The following is a 14,726-nucleotide window of genomic DNA, read 5'->3' on the forward strand; positions in this document are numbered from 1 at the left end:
GATCCGACGACCATGACGTCTTCGACCCCTTCGAACCCCGCTTCGAACCCCGCTTCGAACTCTGCTTCGGACCCCGCCGACTCCGCACGGCCCTCCCAGCCCTCCCGCCCCTCCCGGCGGGACCGTGCCGAGGCCCTGCCCCAGGAAATGCGGGAGGCGCTGCGACGACGGCTCGCCGGCCGGGCGGCCGGTGGTGCCGCCCCCACCGCCCGGCAAGGCATCCCGCGCGCCGACCGGGAGCACCCCCTCCCACTGTCCTTCGCTCAGCAGCGGCTGTGGTTCCTGGACCAGTTGCGGCCCGGCGATGCCCGCTACAACAGCGCGGTAGCGCTCCGCCTCACCGGTGCGCCGGACCAGGAGGCCCTCGCCTCGGCCCTGACCGCCGTCGTGGCCCGGCACGAGGCGCTGCGCACCACCTTCGAGGAGACCGACGGCCGCCCGGTGCAGCGCGTGCACCCGGCGGGCCCGGTGCCGCTGCCCGTCCGGGACGCCGGCGACCTGGACAAGGACCTCCTGTCGGAGTACTCCCGGCCCTTCGACCTGCGCAACGGCCCGCTGCTGCGCGCCCTGCTGTTGCGTGAGTCCGCGACCTCACACGTCCTGTTGCTGACGGCCCATCACATCGTTACGGACGGCTGGTCGATGGGCATCGTCCTGGACGAGCTGTGCACCGCCTACGACGCCCTCGCGCAGGGCGGCACGCCCGGCCTCCCGCCGGTGGCCACGCAGTACCCGGACTTCGCGGTGTGGCAGCGTGCCCGGCTCTCGGGCGCCCGCCTGGAAAGTGAGCTCGCCCACTGGAAGCAGCGACTGGCCGGGGCGGTGGCGCCCGAGCTGCCCCTGGACCGGCCGCGGCGCGGCGAGGAGCCGGGCGAGGGCGCCGTGAGCGCCTTCGCCGTCCCGGCCCCGCTGACCGCGCGTCTGCGCGACCTCGCGAGAGAGCAGCACACCACCCTGCACACCGCCCTGGTCGCCGCCGTCCAGGCGCTACTGGCCCGCTGGTCGGGGCAGGACGACATCACCGTCGGCTCCCTCACCCCCGGCCGCTCCCGCACCGACCTGGAACGGACCGTCGGGTTCTTCGTGAACACCGTCGTACTGCGCACCCCGGTGGACGCGTCCGGGAGCTTCCGCGAACTCCTTGCACAGGCGGCCGAGACGGTGGGCGACGCCTTCGCCCACGGCGACACTCCGTTCGAGCGGATCGTGGAGGCGGTGGGCGCGCCCCGCGAGGCCGGCCGCAACCCGCTGTTCGACGTGCTGGTCCTGCTGCACCCCGAGCCGCCCGCCGCGACCGCCCCGCGCGGGCTCGCCACCAGCCCGGTCACCGTGCCCCGGCAGGCGGCCACCTTCGACCTGAGCGTCGAGTTCGTGCCGGACGGGGACGGCCTGACCGGCCTCCTCGAGTACCGCACCGACCTGTTCGACCCGGCCACGGCCCAGCGGATGACCGGACAGCTCATACGCCTCCTTGAGGGCGCCTGCGCCGCGCCGGACCGGGCGCTGGGCAGCCTGCCCCTGCTGTCCGATGAGGAGACCCGGCGCCTCGTCCACGACTGGAACCCCGCCCCGCTCCCCGTCACGGACACCACCTACCCCGAGTTGTTCGAACGCCGGGCGGCCCAGACCCCCGACGCCCTCGCGCTCGTCGCGGGCGGCGAACGGCTGGACTACGCCGCGCTCAACGCCCGCGCCAACCGGCTCGCCCACCACCTCATCGCCCGCGGCGCAGGACCCGAACGCCTGGTCGCACTGCGGCTGCCGCGCACCGCCGACATGATCGTCGCGATTCTCGCCGTGTGGAAGTCCGGCGCGGGTTATCTCCCTCTGGACCCGGCCCTGCCCGAGGAACGGGTCCGGTTCCTGCTGGACGACGCCCGCCCGGCCCTGGTCCTTGACGAACCGGCCCTGCGCGACGTGCCCACGACCGCCCCCGACACCGACCCCACCGACGCCGACCGGCGCGCCCCGCTGGCGGCGGACCACACCGCGTACGTCATCTACACCTCCGGCTCCACCGGCCGCCCCAAGGGCGTGACCGTCACCCACCGCGCAGCGGCGCACCTGTTGGCCGCGCACCGGGCCGGCTTCGTCGCCGAGGCGGGCGGCGGTCCGCTGCGGGTCGCGCTCACCGCGTCCTTCTCCTTCGACACTTCCCTAGAAGGCGTGCTCCTGATGGCCGACGGCCACCCGCTGCACCTGGTCGACGAGACCACCCGGATGGACCCGGCCGCGCTGGTCGAGTACGTCGTCGAGCACCGCGTCGACTTCCTCGACGTCACCCCGTCCTACCTGCGGCAACTGCTGCCCGCCGGACTGCTCACCGACCCTCGGCACCGCCCCCGTGTCCTCATGCTCGGCGGCGAGGCGGTCGGCCCCGCGCTCTGGCGCGAGCTGGCCGCCCACCCGGACGTGGCCGCCCACAACTTCTACGGCCCCACCGAGTGCACGGTCGACGCGCTGTCCTGCCGTATCGACGGCGGGGACCGCCCGCTGGTGGGCCGCCCCCTGCCCGGAGTACGGGCCTACGTACTGGACGACCGGCTCCGGCCGGTGCCGCCCGGTGTCGGCGGCGAGCTGTACCTCGCGGGCGCACAGCTCGCCCGGGGCTACGCCGGACGGCCGGGCCTGACCGCGGCCCGCTTCCTGCCCGACCCGTTCGGCGGGCCGGGGGAGCGGATGTACCGCACCGGAGACCTGGCCCGCTGGACCGCCGACGGCCGCCTGGACTACCTCGGGCGCGCCGACGACCAGGTCAAGGTGCGCGGCCACCGCATCGAGCCCGGCGAGATCGAGGCCGCCCTGCTCGCGCTGCCCGCCGTCGCCGCCGCCGCGGTCGTCGCCGTGCCCGACCCGCACGGCCACGCACGTCTGGCCGCCTACGTCGTCCCCGCGCCCGGTGTGCCCCGGCCCGCCCCCGCCGACCTGCGCACAGCCCTGCGCGAGGTGCTGCCCGACGCGCTGGTGCCGTCCTCCTTCACCTCGCTGGACGCGCTGCCGCTGACCACCAGCGGCAAGCTGGACCGCCGCGCACTGCCGACGCCGGAAAGCACCCCGGAGGAGCGGGAGTTCGTCGCCCCGCGCACCCCTGGTGAAGAGGCTCTCGCCGGAATCTGGGCCGAGGTGCTCGGTGTGGCCCGAGTGGGTGTCACGGACAACTTCTTCGAGCTGGGCGGCGACTCGATCCTGAGCATCCAGGCCGTCTCCCGCGCCCGCGCGGCGGGCCTGCACATCGGCTCGCAGGACGTCTTCCGCCACCAGACGGTCGCCGACCTGGCCGCCGCCGCGTCCCGCCGTACCGCCGCCGTGCCCGCGCCCCGCCGCCCGCACGAGGACGGGCCCGCCCCGCTCACCCCCGTACAGGAGTGGTTCCTCGCCACGCACGGGCCGCTGCGGCACTTCGCCATGTCGATGCTGCTCGACCTGCCCCGCGACCTCGACGAACGGGCTTTGGACCGGGCGCTGCACGCCGTGGTGGCCCGCCACCCGGCCCTGCGCACCCGCTTCACCCGCGCCGACGGCGCCGACGGCACCTGGCGGCAGCATCCCGGTACCGGCCCGGCGACCGGACTGCTCACCCGCCACGACCCCACGACCCCGCCCGCCGAGGCCGCGGACGCGGCCCGCGCGGCCCTGGACCCGGCCACCGGGACCTTGCTGCGCGCGGCCCTGCTGCCCGGCGGGGAACGGCCGCAGCTGTTCCTCACCGCCCACCACCTGGCGGTCGACAGCGTCTCCTGGCGGGTCCTGCTCGCCGACCTGGAGCACGCCTACCGGCAGGCGGCGGCCGGCGAGGAACCCCGGCCGGAGCCCGAGCACACACCGTTCGCCGACTGGGCGCGGACCCTGACCGAACGGGTCCGGGCCGGCGACCTCGACGACGACCTGCCCCACTGGACGCAGGAGGCGCAGGCGCCGCGCACCCCGCTCCCCGTCGACCTGCCCGGCACCCCGCTCGCCGGATCCGTGCGCACCGTCCGCACGCGAGTGGACCGGGAGACCACCGAGGCGCTGCTGCGGCGGGTGCCGGGCGCGTACCGCACCCAGGTCAACGACGTGCTGCTGAGCGCGCTCAGCCGCGTACTGGCCGACTGGACGGGCACCGACCGGGTGACCGTCGCCCTGGAGGGCCATGGCCGCGAGGAGGAACTGGACGAGGGCGCCGACCTGTCCCGCACGGTCGGCTGGTTCACCACCCAGTACCCGGTCACCCTGACCCCGGCCGGACCGGACGACTGGGGGACCACCCTCAAGTCCGTCAAGGAACGGCTGCGCGCCGTGCCCCGCCGCGGCCTCGGTCACCAGGCGCTCGGCCACCTCGGCTCACCCCGGCCCGAGGCCCGCGCGCTCGGTCGACTGCCGCTGCCTGATGTGTGCTTCACCTACCACGGGCAGTGGGAGGCGCCTGCCGGGGGCGACTTCGCTCCCGTCGCCGACGTACCCGGCCGGGACATGGACCCCGACGCGCCACTGGACCACCTCCTCGACGTCTCCGCCCTGGTGACCGACGGCCAACTGGAGATCACCTGGCACTACAGCGACCAGGTACACCGCGAGGACACCGTCCGGGACCTGGCCACGGGCATGGTGCGGGCGCTCGCCGCCATCGCCGACCACTGCGCCCGACCCGGCACGGGCGGGCGTACGCCCTCCGACTTCCCGCTGGCCCGCCTGGACCAGGCCGGTGTCGACCGGCTCGCCGGCGACGGCCGCGACGTCGAGGACCTGCTGCCGCTCACCCCGCTCCAGGAAGGCATGCTCTTCCACCGGCTGGTCGGCGAAGACGACGACGTGTACGTCGACCAGGCCGTGCTGCTGCTTGAGGGCGTGAGCGATCCGGACGCCCTCGCCCTGGCCTGGCAGCGGGTCACCGACCGCACCCCCGCCCTGCGCACCTCGGTGGTGTGGGAGGGCGTCCCGGTGCCGCTCCAGGTCGTGCACCGACGGGTCGAGGTTCCCGTCGTCCGCCTTGACTGGCGCGAACTGGACGCGGCGGAGCGGGCCGAGCGCCTCGACCGGCTGCGCGTCGACGACCTCGCCCGCGGCCTCGACCTCGGCACGGCACCCTTGATGCGGCTCACCCTCGTCCGGCTCCCCGACGCCCGGCTGCACCTCCTTTGGACCTCCCACCACCTGATCCTGGACGGCTGGAGCCTCGCCCAGGTGCTCACCGACGTGTCCGAGGAGTACGCGGCACTCACCACCGGCGCCGAGCCCCGGCCGCCCGCGCGCCGGCCGTTCGGCGACTACGTGCGCTGGCTGGCCGACCAGGACTCCGGCGCCGCCCACGCGCACTGGCGGACCGTCCTCGACGGGTTCGCCACCCCCACCCCCCTGCCCGTTGACCGCGTCCGGCGCCCCGGCCACGAGACCCGGTCCGCCGACGTGCACACGTGCGCGCTGTCCGACGAGGTCTCCGCCCGCCTTGCCCACACCGCCCGGACGGCCGGGCTCACCCTCGGCACCGTGGTGCAGGGCGCCTGGGCGCTGCTCCTTTCCCGCTACAGCGCCGAGCGGGACGTGCTGTTCGGGACCACCGTCTCCGGACGGCCCGACGACCTGCCCGGCGCCGAGTCGACGGTGGGCATGTTCATCAACACCCTGCCCACCCGCGTCCGCGTGGACGGCGGCCGCACGGCCGCCGCCTGGCTCAGGGACCTCCAGGAGGAACAGGCGCAGGCACGGCGGTTCGCGGCGGTGTCCCTCGCCGAACTGACCTCGCTGAGCGACGTGCCGGCCGGCAGCTCCCTCTTCGACAGCATGGTGGCCTTCGAGAACTACCCCTTCGACGAGGCGCGCTCGGCCACGACCGGGATTCGCCTGGCCGACGTCTCCTCCCGCGACGCCACCAACTTCCCGCTGGTGCTGCGGGCGTACCAGGGGGAGCGGTTCGGCTTCGACCTCGCCTACGACCCGGCACTGTTCGACGCCACGACCGTACGCGCCCTCGCCGACCGGCTCTGCTTGCTGCTCGCGGAGCTGGCCGACGACCCGGACCGGCCCGTGCGCTCCCTCGCCTGGACCACCGCCGAGGAACGGCGGCGGATGCTCGTCGACTGGAACGGCACCGAGGAGGGCAGGCCCGCCGACACGCTGGACGCGCTGTTCGCCGCCCAGGCCGCCCGCACCCCCGACGCCGAGGCGCTCACCTGCGGTGACGAACGGCTCGACTACGCCACCCTGGACGCGCGGGCGGGCCGTCTCGCCCACCGTCTCGCCGAACTGGGCGCCGGGCCCGAGACGTTCGTCGCCCTCGCGCTGCCCCGCTCCGCCGACCTCGTCGTGGCCGTCCTCGCCGTCCTCAAGACCGGCGCCGCGTACCTGCCCATCGACCCCCGTCTGCCCGCGGAGCGCGTCCGGCAGATGCTCGCCGACGCCGGGCCGGTCGCCCTGGTCACCACCCGGCAGACCGCGGTGGTCGGCCCGGACGTACCCCGTGTGCTCCTCGACGACCCGGAGGTGCGCGCCGACCTGGCCCGCCGCCCGGCCGCAGGACCGGCCGGGCGCGCGCTGCCCGAGAGCCCCGCCTACGCCATCTACACCTCCGGTTCCACCGGCCGTCCCAAGGGCGTGGTCGTCCCGCACGCCAACGTGGTCCGGCTGTTCACCCGTACCCGGCACTGGTTCGGCTTCGGAGCCGATGACGTGTGGACGCTGTTCCACTCGTACGCCTTCGACTTCTCGGTGTGGGAGCTGTGGGGGCCGCTGCTGCACGGCGGCCGGCTCGTGATCGTCCCCGAGGACACCGCCCGCTCCCCTGAGGACTTCCTGCGCCTGCTCGCCGACGAGCGGGTCACCGTCCTCAACCAGACGCCGTCCGCGTTCTACCCGCTGATCCGCGCGGACGCCGAACTGCCGACCGTGGGAGACCGGTTGGCGCTGCGCACCGTCATCTTCGGCGGTGAGGCGCTGGACGTGGGCAGGCTCGCCGACTGGTACGCCCGCCACCCGGACACCGCGCCCCGCCTGGTGAACATGTACGGCATCACCGAGACCACCGTGCACGTCACCTACGCGGGTCTCGACAGCTCCACCGCCCGCCCCGGTGCCGTCGCCAGCCCCATCGGCACCGGGATACCCGACCTGCGGCTCTACGTCCTCGACGACTCGCTCCAGCCGGTGCCGCCGGGGGCCGTGGGCGAACTGTTCGTGGCGGGTGAGGGTTTGGCGCGCGGTTACCTGAACCGGCCCGGGCTGACCGCGACTCGCTTCCTCGCCGACCCCTTCGGCCGGCCGGGCACCCGCATGTACCGCACCGGGGACCGGGCCCGCCGGCGGACCGACGGCACCCTGGAGTACCTGGGCCGCGCCGACCAGCAGGTCAAGATCCGCGGCTACCGCATCGAACCCGGCGAGATCGAGGCCGCCCTGCACGGCCACCCCGGCGTCGGCGCGGCCGCCGTCGGCGTGTACGAGGACACCGCGGGGACCCGCCGACTGGTGGCCCATGTTGTCGGTACGGGCACGGGCACGGGCACCGGCGCCGGCATGGGCACAGGCATAGGCACCGGCATAGCCATCAGCACCGGCACCGGCACGGGAACCGGCACTGGTACCGGCACTGGCACCGGCACCGGCACCGGCACCGGCACTGGCACCGGCACTGGCACCGGCACCGGCACCGGCGCCCGCGCCCGCGCCCGCGCCGGGGAGCGTGTCACGGCGCCGTCCGCCGCCGAACTCCGCGCGTACCTCGAAGCGCTGCTGCCCGCGCACATGGTGCCGGCCGCCTACGTGCCGATGGTCGCGCTGCCGCTCACCGCCAACGGCAAGCTCGACCGACGTGCCCTGCCCGCGCCCGGCCCCGACGGCTTCGCCACCGACGGCACGCGGACCCCGCCGCGCACCCCGGCCGAACGGCTCGTCGCCGCCGCCTGGACGGACGTACTGGACACCGGCGAGGTCGGCGCCGACGACGACTTCTTCGCCCTCGGCGGCGACTCCATCCTCGCCGTCCGCGTCACCTCCCGGCTGCGCGCCGCCTTCGGCACGGACGTCTCGCCCCGGCTGCTGTTCACCCACCCCACGCTCCGCGACCTCGCCGCCGCCCTGGGCGAGCCGGGCGGCGCGGACACCGCCGACGTCATGCCGGCCGCCGACCCGGACACCCCGGCGCCCCTGTCGTACGCCCAGCAGCGCCTGTGGTTCCTCGACCGGTTCGAGCCGGGCAGCACGGAGTTCACGACCCTGTCCGTGCTGCGGCTGCGCGGCCCGCTGGACCATGCCGCCCTGCGCACCGCCCTGGACGGCCTGGTCGCCCGGCATGAGGCGCTGCGCACCACGTTCGCCGAGCACGACGGCCAGGCCCGGCAGATCGTCCACCCGCCCCGGCCCGTGGACCTCCTGGTGACGGACCTCCCGGACGATGCCGCTCTCGACGTACTCGTGGACCGGGTCGCCGCCACCCCGTTCGACCTGGCCGTCGGCCCCCTGCTGCGGGCCCACCTGGCGCGCTTCACCGTGCACGAGCACGTCCTCGTCCTGGCCGTGCACCACATCGTCACCGACGGCTGGTCCGTCGGCGTACTGGCCCGGGACCTGGGCGAGCTGTACGCGGCCGCCCTTGAGGACCGCCGCCCGCAGCTGCCCACGCTGCCCGTCCGCTACAGCGACTACGCGGCCTGGCAGCGTTCCCGCGCCGACCGCTCCGAGGCCGAACTCGCCTACTGGCGCCGCGAATTGGATGGCGTGAGCCCGCTGGAGCTGCCCACCGACCGGCCGCGCCCGGCCATCCGCACCCGCGACGGCGCCCTGCTGACCTTCACTCTGCCCGCCGCGCTCACCGAGCGGCTGCGCGCACGGGCACGGGAGGCCGACGCCACCCTCTACATGACCCTGGTGACGGCCTGCCAGACCCTGCTCGCCCGGTGGGCGGGCCAGGAGGACGTCACCGTCGGCACCGTCACCGCCGGACGCGAGCGGGCGGAATTGCACGACCTGGTCGGCATGTTCGTGAACACCCTGGTGCTGCGCGCCCGGGTCCGCCCCGGTGTGCCTTTCCGGGAACTGCTCGCCGAGGTGCGCGACACCGTCCTGGAGGCGTTCGCCCACCAGGAGGTGCCCTTCGAGCGTGTGGTGGACGCCCTCCAGCCCGAGCGGGACACCAGCCGCACCCCGCTGTTCCAGGTCATGGTCGCCCTGCACAACCTCGGCGCCGAGCCGCTCCGGCTGCCCGGCCTGACGGCGGAGCCGGTGACCCCGCCGGTGCGCGTCGCCACCTACGACCTCGCCTTCGACTTCGTGGAGGGCGACGACGGACTCACCGGCCACCTGGAGTACAACACCGGTCTTTTCGACACCGACACCGCCGAACGCCTGGCCGCCCGGCTGCGCATCCTGCTTGAGGCCGTCGCCGCGGACCCCGGGCGGAGCGCGGACCGGCTGCCGCTGATGAGCGACGACGAGCGGCGCCAAGTACTGCGCCACGGGGAGGGCATGCGCCTGCCCGAGCCGGACACCACCTTCCCCGCCCTGTTCGAGGCCCAGGCCGCCCGCACCCCGGAGCACACCGCCCTGGCCGCCCGCGACACCACGCTTGACTTCGCCGCGCTGAACCAGCGCGCCAACCGGCTCGCCCACCACCTCATCGCCCAGGGCGCGGGACCCGAAGACGTGGTCGCCGTCCGGCTGCCGCGCACCTCCGACCTGATGGTGGCGGTGCTCGCCGTCCTCAAGGCGGGCGCCACCCTGCTCTGCCTGGACCCCGCACTCCCCGCCGAACGGCAGGACTTCCTCCTCGCCGACGCCCGCCCGCACACCCTGCTGACCGGCCTCGACACGGTGCCCTGGGACCGGCTGCCCGCCCACGACCCGACCGACACCGACCGCGTCCGGCCCCTGCTGCCAAGCAACACCGCCTACATCATCTACACCTCCGGCTCCACCGGCCGCCCCAAGGGCGTCGCCGTCGAGCACCGCAACCTGGTCAACCTCTGCCACGATCACCGCGCGGGCCTGCTCGCCCCGCACACCGCCGACGGACGGCGGCTGCGGGCCGCGCTCAGCGCCTCCTTCTCCTTCGACACCTCCTGGGAAGGACCGCTGCTCCTCGCCCTCGGCCACGAGGTCCACCTCATCGACGAGGACGTACGCCTGGACCCGCGGGCGTTCTGCGCCCACATCGCCGAACACCGCCTCGACCTGGTCAACGTCACCCCCTCCTACCTGCGCGAACTCACCGCCGCCGGACTGCTCGCCGCCGGCCGCCACCACCCGCGCCTGCTGCTCGTCGGCGGCGAGGCCGTCACCCCGGCCGGCTGGCGCGACCTCGCGCGCGCCGAACAGGACCTGGGCGTGGCGGTGTACAACATGTACGGGCCCACCGAGACCACCGTCGACGCCGTCTACGGCCGCTGCGCCGACCAGCCGCACCGCCCGGTCATCGGCCGCCCCGGCGGCAACCTGCGCGCGTACGTCCTCGACGCCGCACTGCGTCCGGTGCCGCCCGGCACGCCCGGCGAGCTGTACCTGGCGGGGGCGCAGGTGGCCCGCGGCTATCTGAACCGGCCCGGCCTCACCGCCGCCCGTTTCCTCGCCGACCCGTTCGGGGCACCCGGCGAGCGGATGTACCGCACCGGCGACCGGGCCCGCTGGGACCGGGACGGACTCCTTGAGTTCCTGGGCCGGACCGACGAGCAGGTCAAGATCCGCGGGTTCCGCATCGAACCCGGCGAGGTGGAGGCCGCCCTCCTGGACCACCCGGACATCACCGACGCCGCCGTCGCCGCCCGCGAGAACGCAGGCCGCCTCATGCTCGTCGGCTACGTCGTGCCCGCCGCCGACCACGTCCCCTCCGCCGACACCCTACGCCTCGCGCTGCGCCGCACCCTGCCCGACCACATGGTGCCCGCCGCGTTCGTCCCGCTGGCCCGCATCCCGCGCACCACCAGCGGCAAGACGGACCGGCGCGCCCTGCCCGCCCCGCCCGCGCAGCCCGACAGCGGCACGCCCTACGTCGCTCCCCGGGCCGGCACGGAGGAGCGTCTGGCCGCGATCTGGGCGGAGGTGCTCGGCGTCGAACGCGTGGGCGCCCGGGACAACTTCTTCGCGCTCGGCGGCGACTCCATCCTGAGCATCCAGATCGTCTCCCGTGCCCGGCAGGCCGGACTCGTCCTCGCCACCAAGGACGTCTTCCGCCACCAGACGGTCGCCGAACTCTCCCTGTGCGTACGGGAGTCCGCCCCGAAGCAGGACGCCGCCGAGGAACCGGCCGAAGCGCCGCTCACTCCGATCCAGCGCTGGTACCTGGACGGCCGCGAACCCGGGCAGCGGCTCCGGTTCACCATGACCCAGCGCCTCGAACTCGCCCCGGACGCCACCGGTCCGGCGCTGCGGGCCGCCACCGACGCCCTCGTACGCCACCACGCCGTCCTGCGTACGCGGTTTCGCCGCACCGCCGACGGCTGGCGCCAGGACGTCCTGACCGAGGCACCGGACGGCGTCTTCACCCGGCACGAAGCGGTTGGCCTGGACGACACGGCCTTGGAGTACGCCGTCCAGCGGCTCACGGACGAGGCGCAGGCCGCCCTCGACCCCACCGCCGGCCGGGTCGTCCGCGTGCTGTTCTTCGACCGTGGTCCGGGACGGCCCGGACAACTGGTCTTCACCGCCCACCACCTGGTCATCGACGGCGTCTCCTGGCGCATCCTGCTCGCGGACCTGGAGACCGCCCAGCGGGCGGCGGCGGCCGGTCGGCCCGTGGAGCTGCCCCCGACCGGCACGTCCTACGGCCACTGGGCCACCCGGCTCGACCGGCACACCCGCTCCGGCGCACTCGACGCCGACCTGCCGTACTGGACACGCACCGGCACGCCACCGGCCGCCCTGCCCGCAGGCCGTCCCGGCCCGAACACCCACGGCACCGCCGCCACCCTCACGGTCACCCTGGACGCGCGGACCACCGACGCCTTGCTGCGCAAGGTCCCCCCGACCTACCGCACCCAGGTCAACGACGTCCTGCTCGGCGCCCTCGGCCGCACCCTGGCCCGCTGGTGCGGACGCGACACCGTCCTCCTGGGCATCGAGGGCCATGGCCGGGAGGAGCTGTTCGCGGACGTGGACCTGTCGCGGACCGTCGGCTGGTTCACCGCCGAGTTCCCGCTCGCCCTGAGCGTCGCCCAGGACGCCGGCTGGCACGACACCCTCCGCTCGGTGAAGGAACAACTGCGCGCGGTGCCGCTGCACGGCCTGAGCCACGGCGCCCTGCGCCACCTCGTGCCCGGCAGCCCGCTCGCCACGGCCCCCGCCCCGCAGGTCGGCTTCAACTACCACGGCCAATGGGACACGGACACCGCCGGTGGCCTGCTGCGCGGCGCCCTGTCCCCGGCCGGCCGGGACACCGACCCGGACGAACCCCGGCCCTACCTCCTGGACATCACCGGTGTGGTCCAGGACGGGCGGCTCGAACTCGGCTGGACCTACCCGGCCTCCATCTACGACCAGGCCACGGTCGAGCGGCTCGCCGAGGACATGCTCGCGGCCCTGCGGGAGATCGCCGCGCACTGCGCCCGCCCCGAGGCGGGCGGCCGCACCCCCTCCGACTTCCCCTTCGCCGGCCTCGCCCAGGAGCAGCTCGACCGGCTCCTGGGCACCGGCCGGCACGTCGAGGACGTCCTGCCGCTCACCCCGCTCCAGTCCGGCATGCTCTTCCACGGCCTGGTGGACACCGAGCACGCCTACTTCGACCGCACCGCCGTACGGCTGTCCGGCGTGGCCGACCCGCGGGCCTTCGCCGCCGCCTGGCAGCAGGTCGCCGACCGCACCCCGGCGCTGCGCACCAGCGTCCACTGGCACGGCCTGCCGCACCCGGTCCAGGTGGTCCATCGCCAGGCGGAACTGCCCGTCCGCCACCTCGACTGGCGTACGCTCACACCCGCCGAGCGCGCCGAGGCCACCGAGCGGCTGCTCGCCGAGGACCGCGCCGCCGGCATGGACCTCGGCACGGCGCCACTCACCCGGCTCACCCTGGCCGCCCTGCCCGGCGACGAGGTGCTCCTCGTGTGGTCCACCCACCACATCGTCCTCGACGGCTGGAGCACCGGGCAGCTGCTCACCGAGGTGTGCGAACGCTACGCCGCGCTCACCGGCGGCCCCGACCAAGCGCCCCCGCTGCGGCGGCCCTTCGCGGACTTCCTGCACTGGCTGCGGGAACAGGACGAGACGGCGGCGGAGCGGCACTGGGCCGACGCCCTCGCCGGGTTCACCGCCCGGACCCCACTGCCGTACGACCGTACGCCCGCCGAGGCCCACCGCGCCCGTTCCGCCGCGGCCGTCCACCACGAGCTGGACGCCGGGGTCTCGCGGCGACTGCGGGAGACCGCCGCCCGCGCCGGAGTGACCGTGAACACGGTGGTCGAGGGCGCCTGGGCGCTGCTCCTCGCCCGCTCCGGCGGGCGCGACGACGTGGTCTTCGGCACCACCGTCTCCGGCCGCCCGGCCGAACTGCCCGGTGTCGAGGGCATGATCGGCATGTTCATCAACACGGTGCCGACCCGGGTCCGCATACCCGCCGGGCCGGTGCTGCGGTGGCTGCGCGACCTCCAGGAACGGCAGAGCGACGCCCGCCGCTTCGACTTCCTCGCCCTGTCCCGCATCCAGGCCGTGAGCGAAGTCCCGCCCGGTGAGGCGCTGTTCGACAGCATGGTGGTGTTCGAGAACTACCCGGTGGACGAGTCGGCGACGGCCCGCACCGGGATCCGGGTCGAGGAGGTCCGAGCCGACGACGCCACCACCTTCCCCTGGTGCCTCCGCGCCCACCTGGCCGAACGGCTCGGTTTCGACCTGGCCTACGACCCCGACCTGTTCGACACCGCCACCGCCGAGCGAGCAGCAGCCCGACTGGCCGGACTGCTCATCGCACTCGCCGACGGGTTCGACACCGACCTGACCGACCTGGACGGGCTCGCCCCGGCCGACCGCGAGCTGCTGGCCGCCTGGAACACCACCGCCCGCCGGACCGCGCCGCGCAGCCCCGTCGACCTGTTCACCGAGCAGACCCGGCGCACCCCGGACGCGCCCGCGATCGACGACGGCGAACGCCGACTGTCATACCGTCAACTCCACGACTGGGCCGGCTCGCTGGCCGACCGCCTGCGATCCGACGGCCTGGCCCCGGAGGGTCGGGTGGCGTTGCTGCTCGACCGCTCCGCCGAACTGGTCGTAGCCCAGCTCGCGGTACTCCTGGCCGGCGGCGCCTACGTCCCCGTCGACACCCGCGCCCCCGAGGAGCGCCGCCGCACCCTGCTCACCCAGGCTGGCGCGACCCTCCAACTCACCGCCCTGGACGTGGCGGCGACCCGCCCTGGGGGCATGGGGCTGTACGCAGAATCCGCCGGGTCGGATCCAGTGACTTCCACGCATGGCGCGGGAGCCGCGCAGGAGTCGGCGTCGCCCGTGGAGCCTGGTCGGGTGGGGCCCGTGATGCCGGGTGCGGACCGGTCGGCGTACGACGCCGAGGCCACGGAGCCGCACACGCCGCCCGCACGGCCCGTCGCGGCGGAGCCCCTGCCCCCCGTAAACCCCGACCGGCCGACGCACGCCGCCGGCGCCACGGACCGTCAGACCCCGTCGGCACCGCCCGTCGCGTCGCAGCCGCCGATCTCCGCAGACCCGAACCGGTCGGCGCACGGCACGGGAGCCGCGCAGGAGCCTGCCACGCCCGCCCAGCGCGGCCCGGCGGCGACCGTGGCGCCGGACGCGGACCGGTCGGCGTACGAGGCCGGGGTCAC

The 14,726-nt window shown here is 75.1% G+C and carries 1 protein-coding gene; it reads left to right on the forward strand.

All coding sequences use genetic code 11. The annotated features are described in order from the left end of the window. Window positions 1–12 precede the first annotated feature (12 nt). A partial coding sequence (locus tag ACWDZ7_RS37545) for an amino acid adenylation domain-containing protein (protein WP_451803236.1) occupies window positions 13–14,726 on the forward strand: 14,714 nt, incomplete at its 3' end.

This window comes from Streptomyces sp. NPDC003032 (assembly GCF_053591415.1).